Source organism: Cryobacterium algoritolerans (genome assembly GCF_004402785.1).
Lineage (GTDB): Bacteria > Actinomycetota > Actinomycetes > Actinomycetales > Microbacteriaceae > Cryobacterium > Cryobacterium algoritolerans.
In genome coordinates this window covers 258,763-274,680 of sequence record NZ_SOFP01000046.1, presented here as the reverse complement: position 1 = coordinate 274,680, position 15,918 = coordinate 258,763, and the positions used below count along the sequence as shown (strand labels likewise).

The 15,918-nt window shown below is 67.8% G+C and carries 18 protein-coding genes; all 18 read right to left on the bottom strand.

From position 1 onward, the window contains the following. Positions 1-12 precede the first annotated feature (12 nt). The gene (gene nusB, locus E3O19_RS09805) at positions 13-432 is read right to left on the bottom strand and encodes a transcription antitermination factor NusB (RefSeq protein ID WP_134567124.1); all 420 of its coding nucleotides are present in this window, start codon (positions 430-432) and stop codon (positions 13-15) included. Next, a complete protein-coding gene (gene efp / locus E3O19_RS09800) occupies positions 432-992 on the bottom strand; it encodes an elongation factor P (RefSeq protein ID WP_104100509.1) in 561 nt (186 codons plus the stop codon). The genes nusB and efp overlap by 1 nt, the downstream gene beginning before the upstream one ends. A gap of 127 nt (positions 993-1,119) precedes the next feature. Further along, positions 1,120-1,557, bottom strand: coding sequence for a type II 3-dehydroquinate dehydratase (locus tag E3O19_RS09795; RefSeq protein ID WP_134567123.1), 438 nt, complete (start codon positions 1,555-1,557; stop codon positions 1,120-1,122). A 16-nt stretch (positions 1,558-1,573) separates the two neighbouring features. Continuing rightward, the gene (locus E3O19_RS09790; protein WP_134567122.1) at positions 1,574-1,927 is read right to left on the bottom strand and encodes a zinc ribbon domain-containing protein YjdM; all 354 of its coding nucleotides are present in this window, start codon (positions 1,925-1,927) and stop codon (positions 1,574-1,576) included. A gap of 35 nt (positions 1,928-1,962) precedes the next feature. Continuing rightward, entirely contained in the window at positions 1,963-2,367 is a 405-nt protein-coding gene (locus tag E3O19_RS09785) for a hypothetical protein (protein WP_134567121.1), read from the bottom strand. A 94-nt stretch (positions 2,368-2,461) separates the two neighbouring features. Continuing rightward, on the bottom strand, positions 2,462-2,884 hold the full coding sequence (locus tag E3O19_RS09780; protein ID WP_134567120.1) for a DUF779 domain-containing protein: 423 nt from the start codon (positions 2,882-2,884) through the stop codon (positions 2,462-2,464). A gap of 111 nt (positions 2,885-2,995) precedes the next feature. After that, on the bottom strand, positions 2,996-4,519 hold the full coding sequence (exaC, locus tag E3O19_RS09775; RefSeq protein ID WP_134567119.1) for an acetaldehyde dehydrogenase ExaC: 1,524 nt from the start codon (positions 4,517-4,519) through the stop codon (positions 2,996-2,998). Between the two features lie 81 nt (positions 4,520-4,600). Further along, a complete protein-coding gene (locus E3O19_RS09770; RefSeq protein ID WP_134567118.1) occupies positions 4,601-5,986 on the bottom strand; it encodes a sigma-54-dependent transcriptional regulator family protein in 1,386 nt (461 codons plus the stop codon). A 112-nt stretch (positions 5,987-6,098) separates the two neighbouring features. Continuing rightward, positions 6,099-7,220 carry a 3-dehydroquinate synthase gene (gene aroB / locus E3O19_RS09765; protein WP_420898602.1) on the bottom strand — a complete coding sequence of 374 codons (1,122 nt, stop codon included), beginning with the start codon at positions 7,218-7,220 and terminating at the stop codon, positions 6,099-6,101. Beyond that, positions 7,217-7,726, bottom strand: coding sequence for a shikimate kinase (locus tag E3O19_RS09760; protein ID WP_420898601.1), 510 nt, complete (start codon positions 7,724-7,726; stop codon positions 7,217-7,219). The genes aroB and E3O19_RS09760 overlap by 4 nt, the downstream gene beginning before the upstream one ends. Positions 7,727-7,769: 43 nt before the next feature. Next, a complete protein-coding gene (aroC, locus tag E3O19_RS09755) occupies positions 7,770-8,978 on the bottom strand; it encodes a chorismate synthase (protein WP_134567116.1) in 1,209 nt (402 codons plus the stop codon). A 4-nt stretch (positions 8,979-8,982) separates the two neighbouring features. Beyond that, positions 8,983-9,873, bottom strand: a complete 891-nt coding sequence (locus E3O19_RS09750; protein WP_134567115.1) for a shikimate dehydrogenase — start codon at positions 9,871-9,873, stop codon at positions 8,983-8,985. Beyond that, a complete protein-coding gene (gene mltG, locus E3O19_RS09745; protein ID WP_134567114.1) occupies positions 9,866-11,161 on the bottom strand; it encodes an endolytic transglycosylase MltG in 1,296 nt (431 codons plus the stop codon). Before mltG ends, E3O19_RS09750 begins: the two co-directional genes overlap by 8 nt. 2 nt (positions 11,162-11,163) lie before the next feature. Continuing rightward, entirely contained in the window at positions 11,164-11,634 is a 471-nt protein-coding gene (ruvX, locus tag E3O19_RS09740; protein WP_174776914.1) for a Holliday junction resolvase RuvX, read from the bottom strand. Positions 11,635-11,637: 3 nt separating this feature from the next. Beyond that, a complete protein-coding gene (gene alaS / locus E3O19_RS09735) occupies positions 11,638-14,292 on the bottom strand; it encodes an alanine--tRNA ligase (RefSeq protein WP_134567112.1) in 2,655 nt (884 codons plus the stop codon). Positions 14,293-14,343: 51 nt separating this feature from the next. Beyond that, the gene (locus E3O19_RS09730) at positions 14,344-14,580 is read right to left on the bottom strand and encodes a hypothetical protein (protein WP_134567111.1); all 237 of its coding nucleotides are present in this window, start codon (positions 14,578-14,580) and stop codon (positions 14,344-14,346) included. A gap of 155 nt (positions 14,581-14,735) precedes the next feature. Beyond that, positions 14,736-15,110: a DUF948 domain-containing protein gene (locus tag E3O19_RS09725; RefSeq protein ID WP_134567110.1), complete on the bottom strand. Its 375-nt coding sequence runs from the start codon at positions 15,108-15,110 to the stop codon at positions 14,736-14,738. Between the two features lie 154 nt (positions 15,111-15,264). Then, positions 15,265-15,894: a 30S ribosomal protein S4 gene (rpsD, locus tag E3O19_RS09720; RefSeq protein ID WP_134524780.1), complete on the bottom strand. Its 630-nt coding sequence runs from the start codon at positions 15,892-15,894 to the stop codon at positions 15,265-15,267. Between the last annotated feature and the right edge of the window lie 24 nt (positions 15,895-15,918).

The window sequence follows — 15,918 nt, the reverse complement described above, 5'->3', positions numbered from 1 at the left end:
CCCCTTGAAGCGCTACACGGTTGGAGCGGTTTGGGCGATCCGGCCGAGCAGTCCGTTCACGAAGCCGGCGGAGTCATCCGTGGACAGGATCTTCGCGGACTCGACCGCCTCGTCGATGGCAACCGCGTGCGGCACGGCGTCGTTGAAGAGAATCTCCCAGATTCCGATGCGCAGGATTGCGCGGTCGACGGTGGGCATCCTGGCCAGGGACCAGCCCTGCGAGTACGTTTCGATCAGTTCGTCAATCTCCTCGCGGTGCTCGACGACCCCGTCGACGATGTCACGGGCGTACAACCAGGAGGCCATCCGCGCGGGCTCATTCGCGGCCCGTTCGGCTTCGACGGCGAGCGACTCCGGGATGGTCGTCTGGCGCACATCGGCGGCGTAGAGGATGTCGAGGGCGCGCTTGCGTGCCTTGGTCCGTGCGCTCACTAGTTGACGCGGCCCAGATAGTCACCGGTGCGGGTGTCGACCTTGACGCGGGTACCCTGCTCGAGGAACAACGGCACCTGGATCTGGAAACCGGTCTCCACAGTGGCGGGCTTGGTGCCGCCGGTGGAACGGTCGCCCTGGAGCCCCGGCTCGGTGTACGTGATCTCGAGCACCACGGATGCCGGCAGCTCCACGTAGAGCGGGTTGCCGTTGTGCAGGGCGATGGTCACGTTCTGGTTCTCCAGCATGAAGTTCACCGCGTCGCCGACGACGACGGCCGGGACGTGCAGCTGGTCGAAGTCGGAGACGTCCATGAAGACGTAGGAGTCGCCGTCGGCGTACAGGTACTGGAAGTCCTGGCGATCAACGTTCTCGGTCTCGATCTTGGCACCGGCGTTGAAGGTGCGGTCGACGGTCTTGCCGGTGACGACGTTCTTCAGTTTGGTGCGAACGAAGGCACCGCCCTTGCCCGGCTTGACGTGCTGGAAATCGGTGACTGCCCACAGCTGGCCATCGATGTTGAGGACGACGCCATTGCGGATATCGGCGGTTGATGCCATGGAAAGGATTTCCGTTCAATTAGTTCAATTAGGAAGGTGCGCGGCCGAAACGGCCCCAGACGAGTGTAGTTGGCCCTGGGCCATGCGCCAAAGGGAACGTCCGGCCTGTCGCGGTCGGCGGCCGGCATCACGGAGAGCGGGTGATGAAGTCCAGTGCGAGCCGGTAGGAGTCGAACCCGAATCCGGCGATCACGCCGGTCGCGACGGCGCTGACCACGCTGGTGTGACGGAAGGTTTCCCGCGCGTGCGGGTTGGAAAGGTGCACCTCGATCAGGGTGATGCCCGCCTTGGTGACAAGGGCGGCGGCGTCCCGCAGCGCATAGCTGTAGTGGGTGAACGCGGCGGGGTTCAGAATGACCGGGATCCGCTCGTCGACGGCCTCATAAAGCCAGTGGATCAGTTCGGCCTCGTCGTCGGTCTGACGCACGTCGACCGTGACCTCCTCCGGGGCCGCCTGGGTGAGCATGGTGCGCAGCTGCTCGAGGTTCGCCGAACCGTACACGTCGGGTTCGCGGCTGCCGAGGCGCCCCAGGTTCGGACCGTTCAGGACGAGGACTGTGCTCATCCACCCAGCCTAGAGGTCAGACCTTCTTCACCAGGCTGGATTTGAGCTGCATCGAGCCGACGCCGTCCACCTTGCAGTCGATGTCGTGGTCGCCGACGCCGTCGACCAGGCGGATTCCGCGCACCTTGGTGCCGACCTTGATCACGCTCGAACTGCCCTTGACCTTGAGGTCCTTGATCACCGTGACGGTGTCCCCATCGGCCAGCACCGTGCCGAACGCATCCGTGATCACGGCATCCCCGGCCGGTTCGGCGTCGTCGTCGTGCTCGGGGGTCCATTCGTGCGCGCAGAGCGGGCAGACCAGGAGCGCACCCATCTCATAGGTGAGGTCGCTGGAGCATTCAGGGCACGGGGGCAAGGTCTCGTTCACGTCCCCAGAATAGTCGAGGGGCGCGGGGACCTGGATCACGCCCGCAGTTCGCAGACGCCGTCGTCGTGCGCCACGAACATGCCCGTGATCTTCACGACCGTGCCGAAGGCCTTGGCCAGCTCCCCTGCCCAGGCCTGGTCGGGAGGCGTCAGGGCGGCCGAGCCCGGCCGTTCGAGGGTGACGATGACGCTGCCGCCGGGGGCGAGCTCGGCGAGGAGATCGTTCAGCCTTGCCGCCAGCACGGTCAGACGTCCCGACTCGGGGCGCAGCGGGATGCCGTCCACCGGGATCAGCAGTGGTAGCTGGCGGCCGTGGCGGTCGAGCAGCATGAACCAGAGCTGGGGCTGGACCGCGTGCCCCACAAGGTCGCGCACCCGCTCTCGCGCCTCCGCCATGGTCGTCACCGGGGCGGAGTCTTCGATGCGGAGCGAGCGGGTCATGCCGATCAGAATGTCCCCTGCGCGGCGCGGCGACGCGGCTGTGCACAGGGTTGCCCCCGTCGGCGTCCTGCCGAGGAGAACCGGGCGAACAGGGTCAGGCGAACGAGTCCATCAGGCGCGACCGGATCAGGAACCTCACCCCGCGGGGTGCCTCCACCGAGAAACCGCTCCCCCGGCCGGGGACGACGTCAACGGTGAGGAAGGTGTGGCTCCAGTACTCGAACTGCTCGGCAGAGATCCAGAAATCGATCCATTGAGGCTCTGCACCGGCCGGGGCGATGTCGAGGCGGCCGAGGAGTACGTCCCGGTCGGAGGTGATGAACTCCCCGGCAGGGAAACACATCGGCGAACTACCGTCACAGCAGCCGCCGGACTGGTGAAACATCAGTGGCCCGAAGTCCTCCCACAGCTCCCGGAGGGTGGAGACGGCCGTGGTGCTGAGTTCGACCCGGGGAAGGTTCTCCCCCGGCACCGTGATGGTGCCGACGACGGTGGCCGTTGATGCTGGTTCGGACATGGTCGGGTGCTCCTTCGTGAATTCGTGTTGCGAGGTGGAACCGGGCAGGGCCGACGACCGGTTGGTCGGTGGCCCTGCCCGGCACTGCATCGGTTGGGCAGTTGGCTTTGGTTAGAAGAAGCCGAGCGGCTTCTCGGAGTACGACACGAGCAGGTTCTTCGTCTGCTGGTAGTGGCCGAGGGCCAGCTTGTTGTTCTCACGGCCGATGCCGGAGCTCTTGTACCCGCCGAACGCGGCGCCGGCCGGGTAGTGGTGGTAGTTGTTGATCCAGACGCGGCCGGCCTGGATGTCCCGTCCTGCCCGGTAGGCCACGTTGCCGTTCCGCGACCAGACGCCGGCGCCGAGCCCGTAGAGGTTGTCGTTGGCGATGGAGATGGCGTCTTCGTAGTCGGTGAAGCTCGTCACGGCGAGCACCGGGCCGAAAATCTCCTCCTGGAAGATGCGCATCTTGTTGTTGCCCTCGAAGATCGTCGGCTCCACGTAGAAACCGCCGCTGAGGTCACCGCCGAGGTCGACCCGCTCGCCGCCGAGCGCCACCCGGGCGCCCTCCTGCTTACCGATGTCGATGTAGGAGAGGATCTTCTCGAGCTGGTCGTTGCTGGCCTGCGCGCCGACCTGGGTGTCGGTGTCGAGCGGGTTGCCCTGGATCGCCTTCCGGGTGCGCTCGACGGCGGTGGAGAGGAAGCTTTCGTAGATCGGCTTCTGCAGCAGCGCCCGGCTGGGGGCGGTGCACACCTCGCCCTGGTTGAAGGCGAAGAGCACGAAGCCCTCCTGCGCCTTGTCATAGAAGCTGTCCTGCTCCTGGGCGACGTCGCTGAAGAAGATGTTCGCGCTCTTCCCGCCCAGTTCGACGGTGGCGGGGATGATGTTCGCGCTGGCGTACTGCAGGATCAACCGGCCGGTGGTGGTCTCCCCTGTGAAGGCGATCTTGCGGATGCGCGGCGACGACGCGAGCGGCTTGCCGGCCTCCAGGCCGAAGCCGTTGACGATGTTGAGCACCCCGGGCGGCAGGATGTCCCCGATCAGCTCGATCAGCACCATAATGGACACGGGAGTCTGCTCGGCCGGTTTCAACACGATCGCGTTCCCCGCGGCAAGGGCGGGGGCCAGCTTCCAGACGGCCATCAGGATCGGGAAGTTCCAGGGGATGATCTGGCCGACGACGCCGAGCGGTTCGTGAAACTGGTACGACACGGTGTCGTTGTCGAGCTCGGCGTGGTCGCCGTCCTGAGATCGGATCGCGGCGGCGAAGTAGCGGAAGTGGTCGGATGCGAGGGGCAGGTCGGCGTTCAGCGGTTCCCGGATCGGCTTGCCGTTGTCCCACGTTTCGGCGACGGCGAGCAGTTCGAGGTTGGCGTCGATGACGTCCGCGATCCTGTTGAGCACCGCCGCGCGCTCGGTGGCGCTGGTCTTGCCCCAGGCTGGTGCGGCCCGGTGGGCGGCGTCGAGGGCCAGTTCAATGTCTTCGGCCGTTCCGCGGGCAACCTCGGCGAACGGTTTGCCGTCGACCGGGGAGATGTCCTCGAAGTATTGGCCCTTGACGGGCTTGACCCACCCGCCGTTGATCCAGTTCTCATACCGGGTCTTGAAGGTGACTAGCGAGCCTGGTGTTCCGGGCTTGGAATAGACGGTCATGTTCTCTCCTCGTCGACGACATTGTCGGTGGGTACCGCGTGCTGCGGACCTGGCGTCGAGCCTAGGAAAGGAAAGGTTGCTTCACCGTAGCGGCGGGTTGCGGGCCTCGCCCGCCGAGCCTGCGGGGTCGAGTTCCGCCTCGATCCGCTTCAGCCTGGCCACGGCGGACGCCCGCTTGGGCGACCGCGCGGGCAGCAGCTCGAGGCACGCCCGCCACACCTCGCTGTCGTAGGTGGCCTCGTCGGTGCGCGCGTACTCGAGCAGCAGCTCGGCCGAGGCGTCGGTGAGCATCGCCTCCCGGAGCCGTGCACTGACTTCGGCCCGGATGTCGACGATGCCGGGCGCCGTCGAACTGGGCAACACCGGTCCCCGGTAGGCCCCAAGCGCAACCCGGTGCGCGCCTCGCTCGAGCAGTGCGAGCACTCGGAGGGCGTCGAGGTCGACGGCCGACTCGAGGCGGTACGGCCGGGAGGCGATGCCGATCGGCGGGGTCGCCTGCCCGAGCACCCGGCGCAACCGCACCATCTCGGCGCGGAGGTTGTCCACGGAGTCCGACTGGTCGGTCAGCAGCACCGAGAGACGGTCGGCGGATAGGCCGTCGCGATTCCACGCGAGCAGGGTGAGGATCTCGGCGTGCCGCGGGCTGATCACGGCGGAGGTTGCCCCGTTTTCGAGTCGCCCGTGATCGCGGCCGAGTACGTCCAGGCGCGCGGGTACGGCGCGCAGCGGCGCCGGCCCGGGTGCCGCCGTGGTCACGGAAACGGTGGGGGACCTGGCCACCCTGGGTCGGCCGGCCGGGCGGCTCAGCCGCTGGATCCGCAGCTCGGCCTCCATCGCTGCCACGGCGGCCTCCACCAGTGGGAGGGTCTGCGGCGCCACCGCCTCCGCACCGCCGGTGATGTCGATGACACCCAGGATCGCTCCCGTGTCGGGGTCGTGGATCGGTACAGCGGTGCAGCTCCACGGATGCGCGAGCTGGCTGAAGTGCTCGGCGCGCTGGATCTGGATTCCATGGTCCAGGGCCAGCGCCGTGCCGGGCGCGCTGGTGCCGACCCGCCGCTCTGACCAGTCGGAACCCTCAACGAACAGCATTTCCTCGGCCTTGCGCCGAACGACGCGGTCGCCGTCGATCCAGAGCAGGCGGCCGCGTTCGTCACCGATGGCCACGATCAGGCCGGAGGCGAAGGCATGCCGGATCAGAAGGTTGTGCACGACGGGCAGCACGGCGGCCAACGGATGTCGGTCGCGCAGATCCCGGAGTTCCCCGGCGCTGACCTCGCGCTCCGGGGCCAGCTTTGACGGGTCGAGGCGGAGGGTGAGCGACCTGTCCCAGGACTCCTGCACCAGCCGGCGCACGCCGGATCTAACGATCCGGTCGGTGAGCGCGGCCTCGTGCGCCTGTTCCAGTTTCACGAACAACTCGGGACCTGGTTCGCCGATCGAATCGACGGTCCACGGACTCGTCATTCCCACCTCCGATCGGCTCTGGTCAGGGGCGACCGAAGAATATCTCCCGGTCAATTGTCATTCTAGGCACACCTGGTCGAATGCCCGCACCGCCCACGAGATCAGGCGCAGGTCAGGACCCGATCTCCTGGTACGCAGCGAACAAGAGCGACGAGTCCGGTCCTTCGAGCACGGTCGGCTTGCCGACGTCGTCGAGCACGATGAACCTCAGCATTCCGCTGCGGGTCTTCTTGTCCCGTTGCATGGTGGCCAGAAGGGTGCTCCAGCGGCCGACCGGGTAGCTCGTCGGCAGGGTCAGCGATTCGAGGATGCTCCGGTGCCGGTCCACGGCCTCGTCCGAGAGCCGCCCGCTCAGCCGGGCCAGCTCGGCGGCGAACATCATCCCCACGGCGACGGCAGCCCCGTGACGCCAGCCGTAACGTTCCGCATGCTCGACGGCGTGGCCCAGCGTGTGGCCGTAGTTCAGGATCTCGCGCAGCCCGGATTCCTTGAAGTCCTCGCCCACGACGCGAGCCTTCATCCCGATCGCCAGCTCGAGCACCCGACGGAACTGCGGTGTCGTCGGGTCGGTCACCGCGGCGACGTCCGCTTCGATGATGTCCAGTATCTCCGGGACCTGGATGAACCCGGCCTTGACGATCTCGGCGAAACCCGCCAGGAGCTCGTTGCGCGGGAGATCGTCGAGGATGTCGAGGTCGCACACCACTGCTGCCGGGGCGTAGAACGTGCCGACCAGGTTCTTGCCCTCGGCGGTGTTGATGCCGTTCTTGCCGCCGACGGCGGCGTCGACCATACCGAGCACGCTGGTCGGGACCTGCACGAGACGAACCCCTCGCAACCAGGTGGCGGCGACGAAACCGGCCAGGTCGGTGACGGCGCCGCCACCGAAACCGATCACGGCATCCGTGCGGCTGAAGTCGGCCTGGCCCATCACCTGCCAACAGAACGCGGCCACCTCGACCCGTTTCGCGGCCTCGGCGTCGGGCACCTCGGCGATCAGCACCTCGTAACGGCCGAGAAGGCTCTCGCGCAGGGCGACGGCCCTGGCGCCGAGGGTGGAGGTGTGCACGATCAGCACCTTGGCGACCGTGTCGCCGAGCTGTTCGCTGACGTCGGCGACGAGGCCTCGGCCCACGAGCACCGGGTAGGGTTCGGTGCCGCTCACCCTGATCACCGTCCTTGCCGCGGCTTCGGGGGTCGGGTCGGTGGATTCTGGCACAGTTATTCCGGTCACGATCTCTTTCTTACCCATTTCACGACGTCTCTGGCGATGACGTCAAGCGGTCGGTGTGAGGTGTCGAAGCTCGTGTTCGCCAGGGCTTCGTAGAGGGGCCGACGTTCGGCATAGATGCGTTTCCAGTCGGTGAGGCCGTCCTTCAGCAGCGGACGTTTCCTGCCGCCGATGCGGGCCCTGACGGCATTGGCTGACACGCTCAGGTAGATGACGGTGCACCGGGAGAGGGCGGCCTGGGTGGCAGGGTCGAGCACGGCTCCGCCACCGAGGGACACCACGGCGTCCTCGGCGACGGCGTCGGCGACGGCCTGGCGTTCCAGCGCCCGGAAGTACTCCTCGCCGTGCCTCTCGAAAATCTCGTGGATCGGACCATGATCGGCAACGATCCGGGTGTCGGTGTCGATGAACGGCAGGTCGAGGGTTTTTGCGACCCGGCGGCCCACCTTCGATTTCCCGGAGGCCATCGGCCCGATCAGCACCAGGGGCAGCAACGGATGGTCCGTCACGCTCTCCGCCCCGACCCGGCCCGGGTCGCCTCACGCCGGCGGCTCACAGGGAGGCGTCGCTCGACGCGCCCGTTTTGAGGTTCGCTGGAATGTGCGCGAGGTAGGACTCCAGGTTGCGTCTGGTCTCCTCGAGGGCGTCGCCGCCGAACTTCTCGAGCACCGAGTTGGCGAGCACGAGCGCGACCATGGCCTCGGCGACCACCCCGGCGGCCGGCACGGCGCAGACATCCGACCGCTGGTGGTGCGCCGGGGCGGCCTCGCCGGTGGCGACGTCGACGGTTCGTAGAGCCCGCGGGATCGTGGCGATCGGTTTCATGCCCGCCCGTACACGCAGCACGGTTCCGGTGCTCATGCCGCCTTCCGTGCCGCCGGCCCTGTCGCTGACGCGCTGGATGGCCCCGTCGGCCTGGACGAGTTCGTCGTGGGCGTCGGAGCCGCGGCGGGTCGTGGTGAGGAAGCCGTCGCCCACCTCGACTCCCTTGATCGCCTGGATGCCCATCAGCGCGGCCGCGAGCTGCGAGTCGAGGCGACGGTCCCAGTGCACGAACGAACCGAGTCCGGGGGGAAGGTTGTAGGCGAGCACCTCGACGACACCGCCGAGGGTGTCTCCCTCCTTGTGCGCCAGGTCGACCTCGGCGACCATCAGGGCCGAGGTGGCGGCGTCGAAGCAGCGCAGTGGGTCGGCGTCGAGCACGTCGACGTCGGCGGCGCTCGGCAGCGGTGAGTCTTCCGGAACGCGGACCGGCCCGATCGCAAGGGTGTGGCTGACCAGGGTGATCCCGAGTTCGGCGAGGAAGGACCTGGCGATCGCGCCGAGGGCAACCCTCGCGGCGGTCTCCCGGGCGCTGGCGCGTTCGAGCACCGGGCGGGCCTCGTCGAAGCCGTATTTCTGCATCCCGGTCAGGTCGGCGTGGCCGGGGCGGGGGCGGGTGAGCGGGGCGCCGCGGCCGCGGGTGGTTGCCGAAGCGTCCACCGGTTCGGGGCTCATCACCTCGACCCACTTGGGCCATTCGGTGTTGCCGATCCGCAGGGCGACCGGACCACCGAGGGTGAAGCCGTGCCGCACTCCCCCGGAGACGTTGAGTTCGTCCTGTTCGAACGACATCCGGGCACCTCGGCCGTAACCGAGTTTGCGGCGCGCAAGATCGAGGCGGATCGCATCAAGAGAAACCGGGATCCCAGCGGGCAAACCCTCGACAATGGCGATGAGTTCGGGACCGTGGGACTCTCCGGCGGTGAGCCAACGAAGCATGCCTTTATTCTTTCACAGGCTGTCGGCTCAGCGCGCCGCGCATCGCGGCGAGCACAGCGTCCTCGCCGGGCAACGGTTCGAACGGATCCCCGCTCAGGAAGATCCGAACCTGCACGACGGCCTGGTACAGCAACAACTCCAGTCCGGAGATCACCGTGCCTGCCGCCTCCAACCACGACGACGCCAGGGCGCTCGGCCACGGCGAGTAGCTCACATCGAGGAGCAGCGCCTGGCTGCGTAACTCGACGGGGAAGTCGTCCCGCGGGGTGACGCCACCGGGAAGGGTGCTGATCACGAGGTCGCTGGTGCGGCCCGACTCGGAGGCACCGGCCCAGGAGGAGAGCGTCACGACGACCCCGACGCTGCGGCCCAGTTCGACCAGCGGGGCTGCCTTCGCGGGGGTGCGCGCGAGCACCTCGACCGCTTCGGCGCCCAGTTCGGCGGCGGCGACGACCGCTGAGGCCGCGGTCGCGCCGGCACCGAGCACGGTCACATGGCCGGCACGCCGCATGCCGCCTTCGGCGAGTGCCCTGACCAGGCCGGTGACGTCGGTGTTGAAGCCGTGCAGCGTGCGCCGGCCGTCGACCTGGCCGATCAACACGGTGTTCGCCGAGCCGGTCACGGTCGCGACCCGGTCGAGGCCGGCCAGGTGGCCGAGCACCTCGTGTTTCAGAGGCATGGTCAAGGAAAGTCCTCGCCAGTCGGAGTCGAGATCGGCGAGGAACTCGCCCAGGCTGCCGGCCGGGACGTCGATGGCGTCGTAGCCCCAGTCGAGGCCGAGCGCCGCGTACGCGGCCCGGTGCAGGGCCGGCGACTGCGAGTGGGCGATCGGCGAGCCGAGCACGGCCAGCCGGGTGCCGGCGGGGGTGCCTGGGAACGAGGTGGAATCAACCATATTCGGGGTGCTCCTTCATCCAGGACTGCCATTTCACCACGGCGGCCGCATGCTCGTCCGCGGTGGTGGAGAAAATCGTCTCACCGGTGTCGAGGTTCCAGGTGACGAAGAACAGCCAACTGCCGTCCGCCGGGTGCAGGGCCGCGTCGATGGCGAGGTCGCCCGGGTTGGAGATCGGCCCGGCGGGGAGCCCGGGGTGCAGATAGGTGTTGTAGGTGTTTCCGGTGTCGGCGCGTTCGGCATCCGTCGTGGTCACGAGGTTGGTCTTGCCGGTGCCGTACGCCACCGTGGCGTCGGACTGGAGGAGCCCGCTCGCCCACTTGGCCGGGTCGAGCCGGTTGAGGAAGACCCGCGAAACCTTGTAGTAGTCCGGGGCGAGGCCGGCCTCACGCTGGATCAGGGAGGCAAGCACCACGGTTCGCCACCGGTCGGCCGGGGCGACGCCGGCGCTGTCAAGGGCCTTGAATTGACGGTCGACGAGAGTCTTGACCGCGTCATGCGCCGACACCCCGGGTGGGAAGGTGTATGTGGCGGGGAACAAGAAGCCTTCGAGGGTTGTCGCCTCGCCGGGCAGCCCGAAGGTGGCCCGGTCTGCCGCGGCGGCCGTGAGGTCGGCCAGCGGCAGGCTCGTGCCCTCGCTGATCAGCTGGAGCACGTCGACGGCCGCGGTGCCCTCCGGCACCACCACCGTTTGCTTGAGCTTGTTAGCCGGGTCCACCAGGGCGCCCAGTGCCGCCCGGGCGCTCATCTTCGCGGAGAGCTGGTAGGCGCCGGGCTGGAACACCGGGGCCGGAGATTCCTTCAACAGCAGACCGTAGAACGCGTCGAAACTCTTCACCACGTCCTGGTCGGCCAGGGACTGCGCGATGTCCTGGCCGGTCTCGCCGTCGTGGATCATGAACACGACCTTCTTCGTGCCGGTGCCGGCGTAATCGGCCGGGCCCTGCACGGTGGCGACCAGTTGGGCGATCGGCGCCTGCAGGAACACAGCCGCCCCGGCGACGAGGCCGGCTAAGACCAGGAGCACAACCAGGCAGCCCCAGGCACCCTTCCGGCTGCGCTTCTCCCTCGGCGGGGCGAGCTGGGTGCGCCGGCTGGACCGGGTGCCCCCGATGTGCGAATCGCGGATGGCGCGCCTGGACGGGAGGGCCGTCACCGGCGCTGCGGCGGGAACCGGTTCGGCCGCCGGCGTGTCCTCCCCCTGGGCCCGTCCGCCGAGAAACGCATCCCAGTCAACGGAGTCGGGTACGCGCGGCGGATCAACGGGCTCGGGGGGAAGATTCGACACGGTTACGGCCCTTCGGTCGGAGCTACGGGCGAGCCGGGTGGCTTTCCGAGGGCACGTTCGGTGTCCAGGGCATGCTGGAGAATTATAGTCGCGGCAACCTGGTCGACCACTGGGCGCTGTGTTTTCGCCTTCCGCCCGGCGGCCCGGAGCACGGACTGGGCGGCGACGGTGGAGAGGCGTTCGTCGACCAGACGCACCGGCACGGCCAGGCTCCGCGCGAGCACCTCGGCGAACCCGACGGCGTCGTTGGTTGACGCCGTCCGGTTGCCGGAGAGGGCCAGAGGTAGTCCGACCACCACCTCGATGGCGTCGAGTTCGGCCACCACGGCCACGATCCGCACCACGTCGGTGGTACCTGAGTGGTCTCGGCTGACGGTCTCGACCGGCGTCGCGAGCATGCCGTACGGGTCGCTCCTGGCCAGCCCGATCCGGGTGGTCCCGACGTCAACCCCGACGCGCACGCCGTGACGCACCGGTCAGCCCGCGACGGTGGTGCGAACGGCGGAGAGGGCCGCCGGGATGGCTGCCACATTCGTGCCGCCACCCTGGGCGAGGTCATCTTTTCCGCCGCCGCCGCCGCCAAGGATCCCGGCGACCTGCTTCGCGAGCGAACCCGCCCGCTGGCCGGCGTCCCGGGCGGCCTGATTGGTGGCGACGATGACGACCGGCTTGTCGGCGACCACCGCAGCGAGGGCGACGACCGCAGGTTCGCTGCCGAGGCGTTCCCTGGTGGCCGTGACCAGCATCCGCAGGTCGTCGGCGGAGCCCAGGGTACCGAGTTTCTCGGCCACCACCATGACAGAGCCGGCGCGCGCGGCGGTGGCCACCAGCGCTGGAACCTTGTCGGTGAGCGCCCTGGCTTCGAACACGGCGATCTTCTTTTCGGCGGCCTTGAGATTCAGGACCAGTTCGTTGATGCGCGCGGGCAGTTGATCTTTCGGCGTCTTGAGGCTCGAGGTGAGGAGGGACACGATGGAACGCTCGGCGGCGAGGTCGCGGAACGCCTCGAGGCCGACGAGCGATTCGACCCGCCGGTTGGTGGAGCCGACGGATGCCTCGCTGACCAGGCTGATCATGCCGATCTCGGCGCTCGTCGTGACGTGGGTTCCGGCGCACAGCTCCCGCGACCAGGGGCCGCCGATGTCGACGACGCGGACACGGTCGCCGTACTTCTCGCTGAACAGGGCCATGGCGCCGAGCGCCTTGGCTTCGGCCAGCGGCAGCTCCCTGGTGGTGACCGGCAGGTTGTCGCGGATGGCGTTGTTGGAGATCTCCTCGATCTCGCTGCGCGTCGCCGGGGACAGCGCCTGGTTCCAGGAGAAGTCGAGGCGGAAGAAGCCGGCCTTGTTGTACGAGCCGGACTGGTGGGCGTTCGGGCCGAGCACCTGGCGGAGGGCGGCGTGCAGCACGTGGGTACCGGAGTGCGCCTGCCGGGCGCCGCGGCGCCAGTCGGGGTCGACCACGCTGGTTGCCTGGTCGCCGACGCCGACCTCGCCGCTTGCGACCTGGACCTTGTGGCTGATCAGGCCCTTGACGGGCTTCTGCACGTCGAGGACCTCGAGCTCGTAGCCGGTGCCGACGATGAGTCCGGCGTCGGCCTCCTGGCCTCCCGATTCGGCGTAGAGTGCGGTCTCGGCGAGGATCACCTCGGCGATTTCGCCGGCCACAGCGCTGGTGACGGACACGCCGTCGACGATAATGCCGAGCACGGTCGACTCGGTCTGCAGTGTCTCGTACCCGGTGAAGGTGGTTTCACCCTCGGCGCGGAAGGCGCTGTAGACGGACAGGTCCGCGAGGTGCGTTTTCTTCGCCTTCGCGTCGGCCTTGGCCATGGCCCGCTGCTTGCTCATCAGGGTGTCGAAGGCATCCCGGTTGACGCTCAGCCCGGCTTCCTCGGCCATTTCGAGGGTGATCTCGATCGGGAACCCGTAGGTGTCGTGGAGGAGGAAGGCGGTCTGGCCGGGGAGGACGCTCTTGTTGGCCTGCTTCGTCTTGGCGACGGCGAGGTCGAGCACGCTGCTGCCGCTGGCCAGCGTGCGGAGGAAGGTCGCTTCCTCGGCGTAGGCGGCCTGGCTGATCCGAGAGAAGTCGGCCTTGACCTCGGGGTAGGCGCTCGCCATTGCGTCGCGTGATGCCGGGAATAGTTCGGTGAAGGACGCCGTGTCGACGCCGAGGAGGCGCATCGCCCGCACGCTGCGACGCATCAGCCGGCGCAGGATGTAGCCGCGGCCCTCGTTGGACGGCATGACTCCGTCGCTCATCAGCATCAGGGAGGAGCGCACGTGGTCGGCGACGATCCGCATCCGCACGTCGTCGTCGTGGGAGGCGCCGTAGCGGCGCCCGGAGAGTTCGGCTGCGCGGTCGAGAACCGGGCGGACCTGGTCGATCTCGTACATGTTTTCGACACCCTGCTTGAGGAAGGCGACGCGTTCGAGCCCCATGCCGGTGTCGATGTTCTTCTTCGGAAGGTCACCGAGAATGACGAAGTCGTTCTTGCCGGTGCCCTCGCCGCGGAGGTACTGCATGAAGACGAGGTTCCAGATTTCGACGTACCGGTCGTCGTCGGTGGCCGGGCCGCCGTCGATGCCGTAGGCCGGGCCCCGGTCGAAGAAGATCTCGGAGCAGGGACCGGCCGGTCCGGGCTGGCCGGTCGACCAGTAGTTCGTGTCCATGCCGAGGCGCTGGATTCGTCCCTCGGGCAGGCCGAGTGCTCTCCAGTAACGGAAGGCCTCGTCGTCGTCCTCGTAGACGGTGACCCAGAGGTCCTTCTCGGCGAACCCGTACCCGCCGTCGGCTTCCGACGTCGTCAACAACTCCCAGGCGTAACCGATCGCCTGTTCCTTGAAGTAGTCGCCGAACGAGAAGTTGCCGTTCATTTGAAAGAACGTTCCGTGGCGCGGGGTCTTGCCGACCTCTTCGATGTCGTTGGTGCGAATGCACTTCTGCACGCTGGTCGCACGCGGGTACGGGGCAGGCACGAGACCGGTCAGGTACGGCACGAACGGCACCATGCCGGCAACAGTGAAGAGCAGTGTGGGGTCGTCGCTCACGAGCGACGCGGAGGGGACAACGGTGTGCCCGCGATCGGCGAAGAAGTCGAGCCAGCGCCCGCGAATTTCAGCAGTCTGCATGTGTTCCGTAGTTCGTTGAGACGAGGTGGAGAGGGTTGCCGGGCGGTCAGCCTACGGCTTGGCCAGGTTTCCGATGGCGACGCCCGCGTCGCCGGCAGCGGCATCCCCGATCGCGTCGCGCAATTCGGCCTCGCGCTTGCGGTAACCCTCGGAGATGGCTTCGCCGAACTCGCGGGCCTTCGTGTCGAGGTCACTGAAGAACTGCTTGCCCTGGCGCGTCTTGCTCGCTTCGCGGGAAATGACAAGACCGACGCCGACGCCGACGACGAACCAGATGAAGTTCTTCATGACAATGCTCCCTGAGGTGTGTGGAGACCCTGATTGTGGCGGCCCGGATCCGGGTTGAGACATGCGTTGGACGGCAGTTGCGGGTCGTGCATGCCGTCGAACACGGGCTGGCCGGCGAATCCCAGACTCGACCGGCACCTTTCCAGCGTAGCCGACTAGCCGCGCCTCCGACGGGCGCGGGACGGCCGAGCGGCCAGTACGGCGGCGCGGACACCGGCCGAGAACCCAGCCAGCTTGACCATCGGACCCCCGACGGTCGCCGCGACCAGGGCGACGAGGGCGGAGACGTTGCCGGTGACATCCGCCACGTTCCCGGTGATGGTGTCCACCCTGGCCAGCTGTTTGTTGGTTTCCTGGATGGTGGTTGTCGTCTCCTCGAGGAGGGGCGTTACGTTCTGGCTCAGTTCCCGAATGGCCGCCGTCGTCTCGTCGAAGACACGGCCGAGTTTGACGAGCGGAACCGCGAGCACGCCGACAAGTACCGCGAACACGGCGGCCGCGATCAGCCCGGCGATATCCCCACCTGACATTGACAACCATCCATTCCAGATTCGGCATGCGACAAGGCGCCACACGGAAGGGCGCGGCGGGATAAAAAGCAAAGAGCGGACCACCCCGAAGGATGATCCGCTCTCCAGCGTAGTTCAGATGCACCGCGCGGCGGCGATGCACGTGAATCGGGACCTAGCGGGCCGCGTAGTACTCCACGACGAGCTGGACTTCACACGTCACGGGGATTTCGATCCGCTTCGGGCGACGCACGAGGCGCGCCTGCAGTTTGTCGATCTCGACCTCGAGGTACGGCGGAAGCTTCGGGAGCACGTCGACGTGACCGCCGGCAGCTGCGACCTGGAACGGCTCCATGCCTTCGCTCTTGGCCTTGACGTGAATGAGCTGCCCCGGCTTCACGCGGAAGGAGGGGCGGTCCACCAGCTGGCCGTCGATCAGGATGTGACGGTGCACGACCATCTGGCGGGCCTGAGCGGTGGTGCGGGCGATGGCCGAACGCACGAGAAGGGCGTCGAGACGTGTCTCGAGGATCTCGACCAGGTTTTCACCGGTCAGGCCCTGGGCGCGACGTGCTTCCTCGAAGGCGATCTTGAGCTGTGCCTCGCGGATGCCGTACTGGGCACGTAAGCGCTGCTTTTCACGAAGGCGCACCGCGTAGTCGGAGTCCGTCTTGCGCTTGGTGCGGCCGTGCTCGCCCGGAGCGTACGGACGCTTCTCGAGGTAGCGAGCGGCCTTGGGGGTCAGGGCGATGCCCAGTGCCCGCGAGAGGCGGGTCTTACTGCGGGTACGTGACTTGGTAGACACGGTGTCCTTTCGATGGAACGGCAA

Excerpts from the sequence above, each read along its gene's own strand:
- E3O19_RS09785 (WP_134567121.1), bottom strand. The coding sequence starts at position 2,367 with ATGACCCGCTCGCTCCGCATCGAAGACTCCGCCCCGGTGACGACCATG.
- E3O19_RS09725 (WP_134567110.1), bottom strand. The coding sequence starts at position 15,110 with ATGTCAGGTGGGGATATCGCCGGGCTGATCGCGGCCGCCGTGTTCGCG.
- exaC (WP_134567119.1), bottom strand. The coding sequence starts at position 4,519 with ATGACCGTCTATTCCAAGCCCGGAACACCAGGCTCGCTAGTCACCTTC.
- E3O19_RS09780 (WP_134567120.1), bottom strand. The coding sequence starts at position 2,884 with ATGTCCGAACCAGCATCAACGGCCACCGTCGTCGGCACCATCACGGTG.
- efp (WP_104100509.1), bottom strand. The coding sequence starts at position 992 with ATGGCATCAACCGCCGATATCCGCAATGGCGTCGTCCTCAACATCGAT.
- E3O19_RS09770 (WP_134567118.1), bottom strand. The coding sequence starts at position 5,986 with ATGACGAGTCCGTGGACCGTCGATTCGATCGGCGAACCAGGTCCCGAG.
- E3O19_RS09750 (WP_134567115.1), bottom strand. The coding sequence starts at position 9,873 with ATGGTTGATTCCACCTCGTTCCCAGGCACCCCCGCCGGCACCCGGCTG.
- alaS (WP_134567112.1), bottom strand. The coding sequence starts at position 14,292 with ATGCAGACTGCTGAAATTCGCGGGCGCTGGCTCGACTTCTTCGCCGAT.
- E3O19_RS09730 (WP_134567111.1), bottom strand. The coding sequence starts at position 14,580 with ATGAAGAACTTCATCTGGTTCGTCGTCGGCGTCGGCGTCGGTCTTGTC.
- E3O19_RS09795 (WP_134567123.1), bottom strand. The coding sequence starts at position 1,557 with ATGAGCACAGTCCTCGTCCTGAACGGTCCGAACCTGGGGCGCCTCGGC.
- aroC (WP_134567116.1), bottom strand. The coding sequence starts at position 8,978 with ATGCTTCGTTGGCTCACCGCCGGAGAGTCCCACGGTCCCGAACTCATC.